Source organism: Alcaligenes sp. YSL9 (assembly GCF_030515105.1).
Lineage (GTDB): Bacteria > Pseudomonadota > Gammaproteobacteria > Burkholderiales > Burkholderiaceae_B > Alcaligenes > Alcaligenes phenolicus.
Genome location: NZ_JALXJU010000003.1, coordinates 459,627 through 475,583, shown reverse-complemented (window position 1 = coordinate 475,583; position 15,957 = coordinate 459,627). Strand labels below are relative to the sequence as shown.

11 protein-coding genes are annotated in these 15,957 nt (G+C 58.0%); 9 read left to right on the top strand and 2 right to left on the bottom strand.

What is annotated here, in order from left to right:
• Positions 1 to 33 precede the first annotated feature (33 nt).
• Positions 34 to 804 (bottom strand): bifunctional demethylmenaquinone methyltransferase/2-methoxy-6-polyprenyl-1,4-benzoquinol methylase UbiE, encoded by a 771-nt coding sequence (gene ubiE / locus M2Q46_RS14795; protein ID WP_026484476.1) that lies wholly within the window; start codon positions 802 to 804, stop codon positions 34 to 36.
• A gap of 257 nt (positions 805 to 1,061) precedes the next feature.
• Between ubiE and phoB the strand changes: the two genes are divergently transcribed.
• From phoB to M2Q46_RS14770, 5 genes are all read left to right on the top strand, one after another.
• Positions 1,062 to 1,772 carry a phosphate regulon transcriptional regulator PhoB gene (phoB, locus tag M2Q46_RS14790; protein ID WP_035270329.1) on the top strand — a complete coding sequence of 237 codons (711 nt, stop codon included), beginning with the start codon at positions 1,062 to 1,064 and terminating at the stop codon, positions 1,770 to 1,772.
• 4 nt (positions 1,773 to 1,776) lie between these two features.
• On the top strand, positions 1,777 to 3,075 hold the full coding sequence (phoR, locus tag M2Q46_RS14785; RefSeq protein WP_009458690.1) for a phosphate regulon sensor histidine kinase PhoR: 1,299 nt from the start codon (positions 1,777 to 1,779) through the stop codon (positions 3,073 to 3,075).
• 80 nt (positions 3,076 to 3,155) lie between these two features.
• A complete protein-coding gene (locus M2Q46_RS14780; protein WP_022983640.1) occupies positions 3,156 to 3,587 on the top strand; it encodes a VOC family protein in 432 nt (143 codons plus the stop codon).
• 2 nt (positions 3,588 to 3,589) lie between these two features.
• Positions 3,590 to 4,288 (top strand): 5-oxoprolinase subunit PxpB, encoded by a 699-nt coding sequence (pxpB, locus tag M2Q46_RS14775; RefSeq protein WP_302357563.1) that lies wholly within the window; start codon positions 3,590 to 3,592, stop codon positions 4,286 to 4,288.
• Positions 4,285 to 5,298, top strand: a complete 1,014-nt coding sequence (locus tag M2Q46_RS14770) for a biotin-dependent carboxyltransferase family protein (RefSeq protein WP_302357562.1) — start codon at positions 4,285 to 4,287, stop codon at positions 5,296 to 5,298. Before pxpB ends, M2Q46_RS14770 begins: the two co-directional genes overlap by 4 nt.
• Positions 5,299 to 5,577: 279 nt before the next feature.
• Here the strand turns inward: M2Q46_RS14770 and ilvA are convergent, their stop codons facing one another.
• Positions 5,578 to 7,086 carry a threonine ammonia-lyase, biosynthetic gene (ilvA, locus tag M2Q46_RS14765; protein WP_268378806.1) on the bottom strand — a complete coding sequence of 503 codons (1,509 nt, stop codon included), beginning with the start codon at positions 7,084 to 7,086 and terminating at the stop codon, positions 5,578 to 5,580.
• A gap of 150 nt (positions 7,087 to 7,236) precedes the next feature.
• Here ilvA and M2Q46_RS14760 point away from each other — a divergent pair, with 150 nt between their 5' ends.
• The 4 genes from M2Q46_RS14760 (at position 7,237) to M2Q46_RS14745 (ending at position 15,880) form a co-directional block, all read left to right on the top strand.
• The gene (locus M2Q46_RS14760) at positions 7,237 to 7,779 is read left to right on the top strand and encodes a YqaA family protein (protein ID WP_035270318.1); all 543 of its coding nucleotides are present in this window, start codon (positions 7,237 to 7,239) and stop codon (positions 7,777 to 7,779) included.
• Positions 7,780 to 7,925: 146 nt separating this feature from the next.
• Positions 7,926 to 11,867 carry a DUF3683 domain-containing protein gene (locus tag M2Q46_RS14755; protein WP_203145422.1) on the top strand — a complete coding sequence of 1,314 codons (3,942 nt, stop codon included), beginning with the start codon at positions 7,926 to 7,928 and terminating at the stop codon, positions 11,865 to 11,867.
• 294 nt (positions 11,868 to 12,161) lie between these two features.
• On the top strand, positions 12,162 to 12,656 hold the full coding sequence (locus M2Q46_RS14750; protein WP_252605557.1) for a HugZ family protein: 495 nt from the start codon (positions 12,162 to 12,164) through the stop codon (positions 12,654 to 12,656).
• A gap of 419 nt (positions 12,657 to 13,075) precedes the next feature.
• Positions 13,076 to 15,880: an autotransporter domain-containing protein gene (locus M2Q46_RS14745; protein WP_302357559.1), complete on the top strand. Its 2,805-nt coding sequence runs from the start codon at positions 13,076 to 13,078 to the stop codon at positions 15,878 to 15,880.
• The last annotated feature ends 77 nt before the right edge of the window (positions 15,881 to 15,957 follow it).

Below are 15,957 nucleotides of genomic sequence, written 5' to 3'. Positions count from 1 at the left end.
GCCGCTGTTATTAGAAAGAGGATACACCCGGCATCAATCCAGGCGGATGCCTTCGTGCAGCGCGGCCACGCCGGCTGTCAGATTGAAATACTGCACGCGCTCCAGGCCCACTTCACGCATCATGTCGGCCAGGGTTTCCTGATCGGGGTGCATGCGAATGGATTCAGCCAGATAGCGGTAGCTTTCCTCGTCCTTGGCCACAAACTTGCCAATACGGGGCAGGATATTGAAGGAATACCAGTCATAAGGGGCCTGCAAAGGCTTGGCCACGCGGGAAAACTCCAGCACCAGCAATTTGCCGCCCGGACGCAACACCCGCTTCATTTCAGCCAGTGCGCGATCCTTGTGCGTCATATTGCGCAAGCCAAAGGCCACCGAGACGCGATCAAAATAGCCGTCAGGAAAAGGCAGGTGCTCGGCATCACAGACCGTAACGGGCGTGATGATGCCCTTGTCCTGCAGACGATCACGCCCCACGCGCAACATGGAACTATTGATATCAGTATGCCAGACCTCGCCGTCCGCACCAGCCTGACGCGCAAAAGTCTTGGTCAAATCACCCGTACCCGCGGCAATATCCAGCACTTTCATGCCGGGACGCACTGCTGCGCGACCGATCGTGAAGGCTTTCCAGATACGGTGCAGGCCGCCCGACATCAGATCGTTCATAATGTCGTAGTTGTTAGCCACCGAATGAAAAACCTGGGCTACTTTGCCCGCTTTTTCGTTTTCGGCCACGGTTTGAAAACCGAAGTGCGTATCGGCGTTTTGGGCGGAGGAGGTTTGAGGACGCTGTTTTTCCATAGTGCATAATCGTAACGCAGATTTCCCGGTACAGAAACGAAAATCCGGCTCGCTGAGTGCTCCCCTTTTTTACACGTTCACAAACCTGAAACATTAACGCCATATGATGGCGCTATTACGTGCAGTCAGGGATTTGAAGCGCCTGCCGTATTGCCCTTGAGCCGCCTGATGGCAACAGCAGGCCCCGCGCCCAAGCACAATACAGACAGCCAGCCTGACCCTCTATTATTTTTTATCGGACCAGTCTGAAGCTAACAATGAGTACAAGCATATTAGTCGTGGAAGATGAGCCTGCGATCCAGGAACTGATCTCTGTCAATCTGTCTTTTGCCGGCCATAAAGTGCTGCGCGCCTTCGATGCCGAACAAGCCCAGATCCTCATTCGCGCGGAACTGCCTGATTTGATTCTGGTGGACTGGATGCTGCCCGGCTCCTCGGGCATCAATCTGGCCCGCAAACTGCGCTCGGACGAACGTACCCGTCATATTCCGGTCATCATGCTGACCGCCAAAGGCTCGGAACAGGACAAGGTCGATGGCCTGGAAGCCGGTGCGGACGATTACATCACCAAGCCTTTCTCGCCCAAAGAACTGATTGCCCGCATCAAGGCCGTGTTGCGCCGCCGCGCTCCCCAGCTAACTGACGATGTGATCTCCATTGGCAACCTGCAGCTGGACCCCAGCACGCACCGTCTGTCCAGCCAGGGCATGGCGCTGACCATCGGGCCTACCGAGTTCCGTCTGCTGCATTTCTTCATGACACACACCGAACGCGTATTCACCCGCTCCCAGTTGCTGGACCAGGTGTGGGGCGACCATGTATTTGTGGAAGAACGTACGGTAGACGTGCACATTCGTCGCTTGCGCAAGGCGCTGGAGCCTAGCGGACACGACAAACATATTGAAACGATTCGTGGCTCGGGCTATCGTTTTGCCCTTTCCCCACTGGAAAAGGCGCCGACCGCCTGATCCCATGTTCAGCATATTTACGTCTATTGTTATCTGGGCCCTGTTGGGCAGCTTGATCGGCTGGTGGCTAGGGCCATTCACCGGTCTGGCCTTGTTTTGTGGTGGCCTGTTATTGCTGGTTGTCATCAGCACCCTGCAGCTTTCCCGCGTTGAACGCTGGACCCGCAACCTGAATGATCCTCCGCCCCCCGCGGTTGGCCCCTGGGATGCCATTCTGGCTCCCATCTACCGCCAACTGCGCCGTGATCGCCAGGAAATTCAGGATCTGAATCGTTACGTAGACGGCATCATGATGGCCGCCGAGGCCCTGCCCGACGGTGCCATTACCCTGAATGGGGAGATGGAACTGCAATGGTGCAACCAGACCGCCTGTGAGCACATAGGCCTGAATCTGGCCACGGACCGCCATCACAGCATCTTCAATATCCTGCGCGAACCCGAGTTTTCTCGTTACGCCCGTCAGCCTCAATGGGATGGACCTTTGCTGCTGCATCTGAGCAAAGACGGACGTGAGCGCTCCTTGCTGCTGCAATTAACCCCTTATGGCCTGGGCCAGTTCCTGATCGTGACGCGTGATGTCACCCAGGTGGAAATGCTGGAGACCACCCGCAAGGACTTTGTGGCCAATGTCTCCCATGAACTGCGCACACCACTTACCGTCTTGCTGGGTTTTCTGGAAACTCTGCAGGACATGCCGCCCGAAAGCTTGCCTTTGGAACAGCGTCAACGCTACGAGCAGATGATGCTGGAGCAGACCCGCCACATGCAGTCGATTGTGTCCGACTTGCTGACCTTATCCACGCTGGAATCCTCACCCACAGTGGAAGGGGAGACAGTACAGGTCAGCCAGTTGATTGAAAGCGCGCTGAAACAAGGCGAGGCTATTTCTGGCGGCCAGCATAGCTTTGTCACAGATCTGGACCCTCGCATTGCCATTCAGGGCATGGAAACCGAACTGAGCTCGGCTGTCTCCAACCTGATTACCAACGCGGTGCGCTATACCCCAAAGGATGGCACCATCACCGTGCGCTGGTATCTGAATGACAATGGTGAGGCCTGTTATTCGGTGCAAGACACGGGCATCGGTATTGCCGCCCAGGATATTCCCCGCCTGACCGAACGCTTTTACCGCGTAGACAAGGGCCGTTCCCGCTCCACTGGCGGTACGGGTCTGGGCCTGGCCATCACCAAACACATCATCGTGCGACATAACGCCGACCTGCAAATCCAGAGCCGTCTGGGTGTGGGCAGCGTGTTTATGTTGCGTTTCCCCAAGAGCCGGGTTCGACTCCAGGACAGCTAGAACATGTGGGGCCATATTGGCCCTACAATAAACGGCTCTGAAGACCACGTTGGCGGCCTTATGCCGCACAGGAGCCAAGCATGTCCCATACCAACGAGCTGCGCCCTTTCCACCTGGCTTTTCCGGTCCATGATCTGGCCGTTGCACGCCAGTTCTACGGACAGACACTGGGCTGTCCCGAAGGCCGATCCTCGGATCAGTGGATTGACTTCAACTTCTACGGCCACCAGATCGTGGCTCATCTGGCCCCTTCAGAGTGTGGCAGCAACGCCACCAGCGCGGTGGATGCCCATAATGTGCCCGTGCGCCACTTTGGCGTCGTGCTGGACATGCCCACCTGGCAGACCCTGGCTGACAAGCTGGTTGCCGCTGGCACCAAATTCGTTATCGAACCTTATATCCGTTTCAAGGGCGAGCCCGGCGAACAGGCCACCATGTTCTTCATGGACCCTTCGGGCAACGCCTTGGAGTTCAAGGCCTTCAATAGCCTGGATTCGCTTTTCGCCAAATAAAGATGCACAAATCCTGGCAACTTAACGAGCAAGGCGACCGCTGTCTGCTAGTGCAGTTCAGCTGCACGCTTTCTCTGGACACCGGTTTGCGCTGTACTCGCGCCGCCCGCTTGCTGCGCGACCACGCCCCCGCCTGTGTCCGTGATCTGGTCCCCAGCTTTACCGCAGTCGCCATCCACTTTTACCCGGATGGCAGCAGCGACCAGCTTGCTCGTTTGCACGACTATGTTCATCAAGCCCTGGCCGAGCTGGATGCCAGCCAGGACCAGGCCGCTCCCGGCGCACTGGTAGATGTTCCCGTGTGCTACGGCGGCCTCTTCGGTCCGGACCTGCCTGCCATTGCCGAGCAATTGGGGCTAAGCCAGGAACAAGTCATCGAACTGCACAGCAGCCAGGTGCAACTGGTATTCATGGTGGGCTTTGCCCCCGGCGCTCCCTATATGGGCATCTTGCCCGAGCAACTGAATGTGCCGCGCCGCGCCACACCACGTACCGTGCTGCCCAAAGGCTCGGTCGCCATTGCGAACCAGCAAACCATTATTTACCCCAACGAATCCCCCGGCGGCTGGCATCTGATTGGCCGCTCGCCGGTTAATTTATTCGATGCCCGGCGCTCGCCCGCCGCCCTGCTCGCCCCCGGCGACCAAGTGCGCTTTGTGCCTCTGCCTCACGAGCAGTTTGATCACTGGACACCCGCATGACGGTGCATATCCTCAAACCAGGCATGATGAGCAGCCTGCAAGACCGAGGCCGTTATGGACACCAGCACCTGGGGGTTTCGCCCAGCGGTGCCATGGACGAACGTGCCCACCGACTGGCCCATTTGCTGGCAGGCAATGCCGCAGAGCAGGATCTGGCCAGCCTGGAAATCACGGTGCAAGGCCCCAGCCTGCGCTTTGCAGAACCCGCCCTGTTTGTCCTGACGGGTGCGGACATGAACGCCAGCCTGGACGGCCAGCCCGTGGCGGTCCTGCGCCCTACTCTGGCGCGTGCCGGACAAACCCTGACGATGCAGTCCGCCAAACCCGGCCAAGGTGCCCGTAGCTACCTGTCTGTTTACGGCGGTTTTCAGGTCGAATCCCTGCTGGGCAGTCAAAGCACCCACATGCGCGTTGGCCTGGGTGGTTTTGAAGGCCGCGCCTTGAAGAAAGGCGACCAGATTCAACTGGCCTACCCACTGCCCAATCAGGAAGCGGCGCTAAACAAGCTGCAAGCCGAACTCGACGAGCTGCGCATTTACATGCCCGCCGCCCTGGCCCTGGCCCCACGTGAACGCCTGCGCGTCATTCTGGATCAAGCTGATTTGTTTACCGAGGAGTCACTGGAACTGTTCCAAAGCCAAAGCTACCGCATCAGCCCAGCGTCAGAGCGCATGGGCTATCGCCTGGAAGGCCAGCCCTTGCAGCGCAAGTCGCCAAAAGAACTGCTGTCCGCCCCCACCTGCTTTGGCACGATTCAAGTCCCCAACGATGGCCAGCCCATTGTGTTGATGGCAGACCGGCAAACTACAGGCGGCTATCCACGCATCGGACAAGTCATCAGCGTGGATCTGGCTCAAGTTGCCCAGCGCTTGCCCGGTCAGAATCTGAGTTTTGAAGTGGTGACGGTAGAACAGGCCCATGCACTGGCTGCCCGTCAGGAACAGGCTTTCGCACGTCTGAATGACAGCCTGGAACCTTTGCGGCAGGCTCTAAAACAGTGTGTGACATAGAGCTTGTTAAGTCGCCACCGTACTAACGGGCATCTGGCCTTATCGCACATTCGTATGGCCAAACGGCCCATCAGGCCACAAAGGCAGTAAGGCGGCTTGAACCAATCCCCCATGACGAACTCAGGAACAAACACCCACTGCTCCTGGCTCCCAGGCTCAATACGGCTCCAACGACAGCCACCACATTCAAGCCCCAATAAAAAACACCTCGCTTGGAAAAGCGAGGTGTTTTCATTTGGTCTGACGCAAGACAGCGAATGCCGTGCGCCCTCCATAGACTTACAAAAACAGCTTGTAAGCCGGGTTATCCGTTTCGTCCCAGTACGGGTAGCCCAGATTGCCCAGGAAAGCCTTGAATTCCTTTTTATCGGAAGGCGGCACCTGGATTCCGATCAGAATACGACCGTAGTCATCGCCCTGATTACGGTAATGAAACAAGCTGATATTCCAATCCTGATTCATGCTGGACAAGAATTTACGCAAGGCACCAGGACGCTCTGGAAACTCGAACCGCAGCAGGACTTCGTCCGTAGCCTGGCTGGACACTCCACCCACCATATGACGCACATGGGTCTTGGCCAGTTCGTTGCCCGTCAGGTTCAAGGTACCAAAGCCTTTCTTGACGAAACGCTCTTCCAGCTTTTCGATCTCCGCTTCCGAGGAAATCGACATACCCACAAAGACATGCGCCTTTTCAGGATTGGACATGCGGTAGTTGAACTCCGTCACCGAGCGAGTGCCCAGGGCATCGCACAGGCGGCGGAAGCTGCCTTTTGCCTCGGGGATCGTCAGGGCGAACAAAGCTTCACGAGCCTGCCCCACATCCGCACGGTCCGCCACCATGCGCATACGGTCAAAATTCATGTTCGCGCCGGACGTGACCGCAATCAGGGTCTTGTTCTTGAGCTTGTTTTGAGCGGCGTAGCGCTTGGCACCGGCCAAAGCCAGGGCACCCGCCGGTTCCAGCACGCTACGCGAATCCTGGAACACATCTTTGATAGCCGCACAAATCGCGTCCGTATCCACGATGACAAAATCATCCACATACTGACGCACCAGACGGAAAGTTTCGGAGCCCACCTGCTTGACGGCAGTACCGTCAGAGAACAGGCCCACGTCCGACAAATTCACACGACGCCCGGCCTTGATACTGCGCACCATGGCACAGGAATCTTCGGTCTGTACGCCGATCACTTTGATTTCAGGACGCAAGGACTTGATGTATGTGGCTACGCCCGCTGCCAGACCACCACCGCCAATAGCGACAAAGACCGCTTCAATTGGGCCGGGGTGCTGCTGCAAAATTTCCATGGCCACCGTACCCTGCCCGGCGATCACATCAGGATCGTCAAAAGGGTGCACAAAGGTCAGGCCTTCGTTCTTTTGCAGTTCCAGAGCGTGCTGGTAGGAATCCGAATAGCTCTCGCCCACCAGGACCACTTCGCCGCCCAGATTACGCACACCATCAATTTTCACTTGCGGGGTGGTGGTTGGCATGACGATAACGGCACGGCAACCCAGCTTGCGCGCTGCCATGGCCACGCCTTGCGCGTGGTTACCCGCCGAAGCGGCCAATACACCCCGTTTTAATTCCGCGGCCGACAGATTGGCCATCTTGTTATAGGCACCGCGCAGCTTGAAGCTAAAAACAGGTTGATAGTCTTCGCGCTTGAGCAGGACCGTGTTACTAATTCGTGCCGATACCTGGGGAGCGGGTTCAAGTGGTGTTTCGATGGCAACATCGTACACTTTCGAGGTCAGAATGCGCTTTAGGTAATCGTTCGACATGACTCAGCTTTTAATAACAACCGGTTTTGCCACCAAGGCCAGCCGCAGGCCCCTGCCTGAGACCGCTCACCGGAAAAGAAAAACAGAATACCATAGGCGGATGCCCTAACTGGCGTCCATTATTCCCTACAAAACCCGTCCACTTTACTTATGCAAGCCTGGATCTCTGATCTTATTTCGTGGCTCTTGGCCGCCCTATCTCTGCCCGAAGTGGGCTTGAGCGCCATTTTCATCATCAGCCTGGTCTCGGCTACCCTGCTCCCCCTGGGTTCGGAACCCGCCGTATTCGCCTATATCAATCTGGCTCCACATATGTTCTGGCCCGCCGTGCTGGTTGCCACTGTGGGTAATACGGCAGGTGGGGCCATCAGCTATGCCATGGGTCTGGGCGCCGAGAAAGCCTACGAAGCCTGGCGCGAAAAGCACCCGCAACACACAGAAGACGGCGCAACTCCCAAGAACAAGGCAGCAGGCCGCTGGCACGAGCTGGGGCAGCGCTGGCTGACCCGCATGGGACCGCCCGCCCTGCTCTTGTCCTGGCTACCCGTGGTAGGCGACCCCCTGTGTGCCGTAGCCGGTTGGCTACGCCTGCCATTTTGGCCCAGCGTGTTTTACATGGCGGTGGGAAAACTGGCGCGCTATATCACCATGACCGCTGGTCTGCTGTGGATTTTCCCCAAATTGGGTTGGTAATTTGCAGCAAACTGGCCGCAAACGCCCCCTTAACCCTGACTTGGCCCTGTAGTAAGGGGGCAGCCCGGCTACGATTCGTATACACTTGTCTTTTGCCTATCTGCTCCTCGCTGAGCCGCCCTTGACGGGCCTTGCCAACTATCGCCATGAACGCCCCCATTGCAAGCAAGCACCTGGCTGCCCAGGCACGCAACAACGACACGCCGCGCCTGCGTGAAATCCCCTACAACTACACTTCGTACTCAGACCGGGAAATTATCCTGCGACTGCTGGGTGAAGAGGCCTGGGAAAAGCTGTCCGAGCTACGCTCCGAACGCCGCACCGGCCGCTCCGCACGCATGTTGTTTGAAGTGCTGGGTGATATCTGGGTCGTCAAGCGCAACCCCTATCTGCAGGACGATCTGCTGGACAATCCCAAGCGCCAGCATCAACTGATCGAAGCCCTGAACCATCGCTTGAACGAGATTGACCAGCGCCGCGACAGCGCCGTGCCCGATCGCGATGCCAAGGTTCTGCGCCTGTTGCACGCTGCTCGGGGTGCAGTAGCCGCGTTTGAACAAGAATTTACCGATACCCGCGAGTTGCGTCAGAAAATTGTGCGCTCCCTGTCGCGCCTGACCGCCAAGGACAACATCAAGTTTGATGGCCTGTCGCGCGTCTCGCACGTCACTGACGCCACCGACTGGCGTGTGGAATATCCCTTTGTCGTGCTCACCCCCGATCACGAAAACGAGATGGCCGCACTGGTGCGCGCCTGCATCGAACTGAAGCTGACCATCATCCCGCGTGGGGGTGGTACCGGTTACACCGGCGGTGCCATTCCACTTAGCTGGCGCTCGGTTGTCATCAACACCGAAAAGCTGGATGCCATTGGCAAGCCTGAACAAACCACGTTGCCCGGCATGTCCGAGCCCGTCACCACCATTCTGACGGGTGCTGGCGTGGTAACTCGTCGTGTGGCTGACGCCGCCGAAGCCGCCGGTGCCGTGTTTGCGGTAGACCCGACCTCGGCCGATGCCTCCTGTGTGGGCGGCAATATCGCCATGAACGCAGGCGGCAAGAAAGCCGTGCTGTGGGGTACTGCACTGGATAACCTCGCCTGGTGGCGCATGGTCGATGCCCAAGGCAACTGGTTGGAAGTCACCCGCCTTGAACACAATATGGGCAAGATCCACGACGTGGAAATGGCTCATTTTGAAGTCAAATGGTTTGATGGCCGTTACGCCCCTGGTGCCCAGTTGCTGCGCAGCGAAACCCTGCACATTGAGGGTCGGCGCTTTCGCAAGGAAGGCCTGGGTAAAGACGTTACCGACAAATTCCTGGCAGGTTTGCCCGGTATTCAGAAAGAAGGCTGTGATGGCCTGATCACGCAGGCCCGCTGGGTGCTGCACCGCATGCCGGCGCATACACGCACCGTCTGTATGGAGTTTTTCGGCCAGGCCAAGCAGGCCGTGCCCTCCATTGTGGAAGTCATTGACTACCTGAACGGCGAAGGCAAACGCATCGGCGCCATTCTGGCCGGTCTGGAACACCTGGACGAACGCTATCTGCGTGCGGTGGGCTATGCCACCAAGAGCAAGCGCGACGGCCTGCCCAAGATGGTCCTGATTGGCGACATCGTGGGCGACGATCCCGATGCCGTGGCCACAGCTGCCTCTGAAGTGGTGCGTCTGGCCAATGGCCGCTCCGGTGAAGGTTTTGTAGCCGTCAGCGCTGAAGCCCGCAAGAAGTTCTGGGCCGACCGCTCCCGCACCGCTGCCATTGCCCGCCATACCAACGCCTTCAAGATCAACGAAGACGTGGTGATCCCCCTGCGCCGCATGGGTGAGTACACCGAAGAAATCGAACGCATCAATATTGAGCTGTCCACGGACAACAAGCTGCGCTTGACCCGTGAACTGGAAGACTTCCTGCAAGGCGATCTGCCCGTGGGCAAGATCGAAGATCACAACGACGCCGAGCACACTCGCGAAGAGATTCTGGACGAGCGCCGTCACGACGCCCTGCAGATCGTGCGCGATGTGCGCCAGCGCTGGCAGTGGCTGCAGGACAATCTGGACAAGCCGCTGAAAGACTCGCAAGCTGAGCTAGCCGAGATTGGTGTGCCGCTGGATAGCGCCGCGATCGAGGCCCGTCTGCAAGAAGACCCGAACACCTCGATTTTCCAGCTGCTGCAAGATCACACGATCCGCACCTCCTGGAAGAGCGAGATCCGCGAAAACCTGGAACATATTTTCCCGGGTGCCGACTGCGCAGCCGTGCTGACCGAACTGCAAGCCATTCACGATCGTGTGCTGAAAAGCCGTGTGTTTGTGGCGCTGCACATGCACGCCGGTGACGGTAACGTACACACCAACATCCCCGTGAACTCGGATGACTACGGCATGCTGCAACAAGCCAATGTCACCGTAGCCCGCATCATGCAAATCGCGCGTGGTCTGGACGGCGTGATTTCCGGTGAGCACGGTATTGGCCTGACCAAGTACGAGTTCCTGACGCAGGAAGAGCTGGATCCCTTCCAGAACTACAAGCGCGAAGTGGACCCGAACAACCACTTCAACGCTGGCAAGCTGATGCCCGGTGCGGACTTGAGCCGCGCCTGGACCCCCAGCTTCAACCTGCTGGGCCACGAATCGCTGATCATGCAACGCAGCGAAATCGGCTCCATCTCCCATGCCATCAAGGATTGCTTGCGTTGCGGCAAGTGCAAACCGGTCTGTGCCACCCACGTGCCACGCGCCAACCTGCTGTACTCGCCCCGCAACAAGATCCTGGCCACCTCCCTGCTGATCGAAGCCTTCCTGTACGAAGAGCAAACACGTCGCGGGATCAGCCTGAAGCATTGGGAAGAGTTTGAAGACGTAGGCGACCACTGCACCCTGTGCCACAAGTGCTACAACCCCTGTCCGGTGGACATCGACTTTGGCGATGTGTCCATGGAAATGCGTTCCTTGCTGAACCGCATGGGCAAGAAGTCCTTCAATCCGGGCTCGGCTGCGGCCATGTTCTTCCTGAACGCCAAGGACCCGCGCGTCATCAAGGCCACTCGTACCGCCATGATTGAAGTGGGCTACAAGGCCCAGCGTGCGGTGCACAATCTGCTGGCTGCCCCTGCTCGCAAACAGGTCAGCGCTCCCCCTGCCACCATCGGCAAGGCACCAATCCGCGAACAGGTCATCCACTTCATCAACCGCAAGATGCCCGGCGGCCTGCCCAAGCAGACTGCCCGTAAATTGCTAGATATCGAGAACTCGGATTACGTACCTATCATCCGTAACCCTGAAGCCACCTCCGTGGATTCGGAAGCCGTGTTCTACTTCCCCGGCTGTGGTTCGGAGCGTCTGTTCTCGCAAGTGGGTCTGGCTACTCAAGCCATGCTCTGGCATGTCGGCGTGCAGACGGTTCTGCCTCCTGGCTACCTGTGCTGTGGCTACCCGCAGCGCGGCAGCGGTCAAAGCGACAAGGCCGAGAAGATCATCACCGACAACCGCGTGCTTTTCCACCGCATGGCCACCACCTTGAACTACCTGGATATCAAAACCGTGGTGGTCAGCTGTGGTACCTGTTACGACCAGCTGGCAGGCTATGAATTCGACAAGATCTTCCCTGGCTGCCGCCTGATCGACATCCACGAGTACCTGCTGGAAAAAGGCTTGAAGCTGGAAGACGTGCAAGGCGTGCGCTACATGTACCACGACCCTTGCCACAGCCCCATGAAGCTGCAAGACCCCATGAAAACGGTCAAATCCCTGGTGGGCGACAGCACCATCAAGGCAGACCGCTGCTGTGGCGAGTCGGGCACGCTGGCGGTGTCGCGCCCGGATATTTCCACGCAAATCCGTTTCCGCAAGCACGAAGAACTGCAAAAGAACCAGGACACCGTCCGTGCCGATGGTTTCCAGGGCGAAGTCAAAGTGCTGACCTCCTGTCCGTCCTGCCTGCAAGGTTTGTCCCGCTACGAGGACGAAACCAAGATGGATGCGGATTACATCGTGGTGGAAATGGCCAAGCACATGCTGGGCGAGAACTGGATGGCGGACTACGTACGCCGTGCCAACGACGGTGGTATTGAGCGCGTTCTGGTGTAAACCAAACGCATCACTCCCCCTGAACAGGCCGGCTTTATGTCGGCCTGTTTTGTAAGGGGTGAGCAGGTGTCTTTTACCGCTGGACTGCTCCAGGATAAAAATGCCCCTGGGTGGGGAGAAAGCGCAGCGTGATCGCTATTCATCGCCAGGCCCTCCCCCAGAAGCGCCGCCCGGATAGCAATAAAGCAAAGCGGCTGCGCGGAGATTTTTCTGCGGAGCAGCCCAAGGAAATTCCCTTGGGGACGAATGAAGTCCCAACCGCAGTATGGAAGCTTTTTCAGAATAGGTGTCTTTATGTCTGTTGATGATCCATTGCTAAACAGCCTGCAGGCCCTGCTCCGCAGCGAACGCACTGCGTCTTTGGGCACACTCAGCAATCAGGGCTTGCCGGTCGTCTCTCGCGTCCCTTTTGCGATCTGCCCCGAACAAGCCAGCATCATTATCCACATCAGCGAAATGGCGGCTCACACCCGTTATTTGCTGCAACGTCCCGATGCCAGCCTGATGGTCAGCCAAAGCGAGCATGGCCAGGATGCTGTCCATGACCTACCCCGCGTCACCTTCCAAATGCAGGCCCGCAAACTGGAGCGCGAGCAGCCCGACTGGGAACAGGCCAAACGAGCCTATACCGCCCGTTTTCCCGATATGGAGTTTCTAAGCAGCTTTACGGACTTTCATTTCTTCGCTCTGGATCTGGTCAGGGTGCGCCATATTGCCGGGTTTGCGGCGGCACGAACCTTGAAACCTGAGCTAGTGCGTGCCTTGCTGGCAGAGCCTGTGGCCAATTGAAGTCCCCGAGTTCGCAATCGCAGCAAGCCTTGGAAGCGCGGGAACTGTGCTCCAGCGTTCACCACGTCAAAGCACCTTAATACAACGACAAACAGGTAAGCCTTCGCCCCTTACAAGCCTCGACCTGCACCCAAAATGTTGCAGACTCTGCAACAAATTCGTCACTAACTGATTTCCTGACAAAGAAAACAGATCACTGATTAAACGCCTTTCTCACCAGAGAAATCGCCACTCCTTCTCCTTGCCCTTCCGGTGCAGTCGTCCGTTTTCGTGTGTTTCAAACGCCAAGCATGACAAAACGTAAATTTGGCCGCTATAAGATTCAACAGCTACGACGTTAAATGGCACGCAAGGACTCGACAACACGACCTCGCAACACATTGCCGCCACACAGAGAAAAACACCCAGGAGAGGAAGAAATGTCGAACAAGAAACGCAACACCTATGTGCTGGTGCAGATGGCCTTGCTGAGCCTGACTTTACCTGGCCTTGCCCATGCGCAAGCAGACAGCTCATTGGAGCAATGGCGTACTAAAGAATACAAACGCCAGCCTGGCCTGGACATGATCAACGCCGCCCAAGCGTATGCGCTGGGCTTTACGGGCAAGGGCGTGACGGTCGGCTATCTGGACTCTGGAATTGAAGCCAAACACCCGGAGTTTGCGGGTGCCATTGCGGGTGGCTTTGACTTCAACACGGATACCCCCTATGCCAACGGCCAAGGCATAGATGCCGATCCTCCAGCAGGTCATGGCAGCCACGTTGCGGGCATTATTGGCGCACGTCGCGACGGCAAAGGCATGCACGGTGTCGCCTTCAACAGTCAGCTCTTTGCGGTCGCCTACGATGCGAGAGAAGACGATGATGATGACATGCTTGGCAACGATCCTTATGAACCGGACCCACGCGACCAAGCCGCCGCATTCGACCGCGTTGCCTCCCGAGGCTGGAACTATCTGGCACAGTTCAAACTGCCCATCATCAACAGCAGCCTGGGCGTCAATGGTTGCAACGATGCCAGCTCCCCACCACCTTGCAATGTCCTGGACTATGGCTCGCCCGAAGGCGTACTGGATTGGCAGCCACTGGCGATCGAGGCTTTCCACAACAGCGTAGACGCAGGCTCCCTGATGGTCTTTGCCACCGGCAATGAATCGCAGGACCACCCTGACCTGCTGGCAGGCTCCCCCTACTGGTTTCCTGAACTGAAAGATAACTGGCTGGCCGTGACAGCCCTGGGCGAGGATGGATCTTTAGCCTCCTATGCGAACAAGTGCGGCGTAGCAGCCGAGTGGTGTCTGGCCGCCCCCGGTGGTGACGACAATCCAGGGATTAATTCGGTCCAATCCTCTGGCGGCTACGTCGCCTTTAGCGGCACCTCCATGGCCTCCCCCCACGTCGCGGGCGGTGCGGCGCTAGTGAAGGAAGCCTTCCCCTACTTCACGGCATATCACCTGCAGCAGACCTTGCTGACCACCGCCACTGACCTGGGCGACCCCAGCGTTTTTGGCTGGGGCCTTATGAATGTAGGCAAGGCCGTACAAGGACCCGGGCAATTCACCCGCCTGTTCGATGTAGACACGCTAGGCTACAACTCCACCTTCGCCAATGACATCAGTGGCACCGGCGGCCTGCATAAGCGCGGTTCCGGCTCCCTGGAGCTGACGGGCAATAACAGCTATACCGGTGGCACCACCATCAGCGGCGGTCGCCTGGCCGTTAATGGCACGCTGGCTTCTGCGGTCACAGTGGAACGCGAAGGCACCTTGGGGGGGGCCGGTACAGTCGCTCAAGTCGATAACTACGGCACCCTGGCTCCAGGTAATTCGGTTGGCACCTTGACCGTCAGCGGCGACTACACCGCTCATGCCGGTTCGGTGCATGAACTGGAAGTGGGCCCCGCAGGCGCAACAGATCGTCTGGTGGTTGGCGGTGCAGCCCATATCGACGGCACGCTGAAACTGGCCGGTGGCCCCTACCGCCAGAATGTGGCTTATTCCTTTCTGGATGCGGCTAATGGTGTGACTGGTCAATACAGTCACATCACTTATGACATGGCTTTCCTGTCGCCCACACTGCTTTATGGCCCCAGCCTGTCCTTGATGATCAAGCGCAATGACACGCCGTTTGCCACCTTTGCCAATACGGGGAACCAGAAAGCCGTGGCCAACGCGCTGGATACCGGCTCGGACCAGCCACCAGCCGCGATGGCTGAACTATATGACACGATGCTCAATGCCCAGTCCGGACAGGTCGCAGGCTACATGGAGCAATTGCAAGGCCAAATCCATGCGGGTACGACCTCCGCCCTGCTAAGCAACGGGGATCTTTTGCCCCGCACTTTAGGCAAACAAGCCTCAAGCGCTCGCAATGCAACGGGTAAAGACACTGTATTGTGGGCCGAAGTGATTCACCAACAACGTGATCTGGACGGTGACGATAACAGCCAGGATGTACGCCATAAGGTGGGCGGCCTGTTCCTGGGTGGCGATACCGCCATCGGCGAACAAGGCTGGCGCATGGGTGCCTCTCTGGGCTACCTGGAAAACCGCATCAAGCTGGATGACCGCCGTCAAACCTCACGCAGCAACAGCTACAGCGCCGCCCTGTACGGAACGCAAGCTTGGGAAATGGGTTCGGGTAGTCTGAATCTACTGGCTGGTGGTGCTTACACCCGCCATAGCCTGGACAGCGAGCGTTCTCTCTCCGTTCACCAATACGAAACACTGAAGGCTGATTACAAAGCGCACAGCATCCAGGCCTTTGCCCAACTGGGTTACCGCATGCCCGTCAGCCCTCGCTCCAGCGTCGAGCCCTATGCCAGCGTGAACTGGCACCAGTTGCGTCACGGCTCCTTTAGCGAATCGGGTGGTCAGGCAGCCTTGCGCGGAGACTCGCAACGCCAGAACCTGAGCACCGTGACGCTGGGTCTGCGTGGCACCACGGAACTGGATCTGTCCAAAACCACGCTGTCCTTGAGTGCCGGTTTAGGCTGGCGTCATGCCCTGGGTGACACCACACCCGAGCGTGAACTGGCCTTTGCCGCCTTGCCCGGTAGCAACTTCCGCATCAGCGGCGCGCCGATTGCCAAGAACGCCGCTGTGGCCGAATTGGGCGCAGAGCTGAAAGCCGGCAAGAGCACATCCTTCGGTCTGAACTACCAGGGTCAGTTTGGCCGCAATCAGGACCATGCTGGCTCGCTATTCATGAAGGTACGTTTCTGATTTAAGGCCCCGAGGCGGGCTTGGCGTTCCGCCAAGCCCGCGGCAGGCATAACAGACGGCCATCAAAAATCCCTGCG

Bases quoted from the DNA above. Each gene is read 5' to 3' on its own strand.
- ubiE (WP_026484476.1), bottom strand. From the start codon at position 804: ATGGAAAAACAGCGTCCTCAAACCTCCTCCGCCCAAAACGCCGATACG.
- phoB (WP_035270329.1), top strand. From the start codon at position 1,062: ATGAGTACAAGCATATTAGTCGTGGAAGATGAGCCTGCGATCCAGGAA.
- phoR (WP_009458690.1), top strand. From the start codon at position 1,777: ATGTTCAGCATATTTACGTCTATTGTTATCTGGGCCCTGTTGGGCAGC.
- M2Q46_RS14780 (WP_022983640.1), top strand. From the start codon at position 3,156: ATGTCCCATACCAACGAGCTGCGCCCTTTCCACCTGGCTTTTCCGGTC.
- pxpB (WP_302357563.1), top strand. From the start codon at position 3,590: ATGCACAAATCCTGGCAACTTAACGAGCAAGGCGACCGCTGTCTGCTA.
- M2Q46_RS14770 (WP_302357562.1), top strand. From the start codon at position 4,285: ATGACGGTGCATATCCTCAAACCAGGCATGATGAGCAGCCTGCAAGAC.
- ilvA (WP_268378806.1), bottom strand. From the start codon at position 7,086: ATGTCGAACGATTACCTAAAGCGCATTCTGACCTCGAAAGTGTACGAT.
- M2Q46_RS14760 (WP_035270318.1), top strand. From the start codon at position 7,237: ATGCAAGCCTGGATCTCTGATCTTATTTCGTGGCTCTTGGCCGCCCTA.
- M2Q46_RS14755 (WP_203145422.1), top strand. From the start codon at position 7,926: ATGAACGCCCCCATTGCAAGCAAGCACCTGGCTGCCCAGGCACGCAAC.
- M2Q46_RS14750 (WP_252605557.1), top strand. From the start codon at position 12,162: ATGTCTGTTGATGATCCATTGCTAAACAGCCTGCAGGCCCTGCTCCGC.
- M2Q46_RS14745 (WP_302357559.1), top strand. From the start codon at position 13,076: ATGTCGAACAAGAAACGCAACACCTATGTGCTGGTGCAGATGGCCTTG.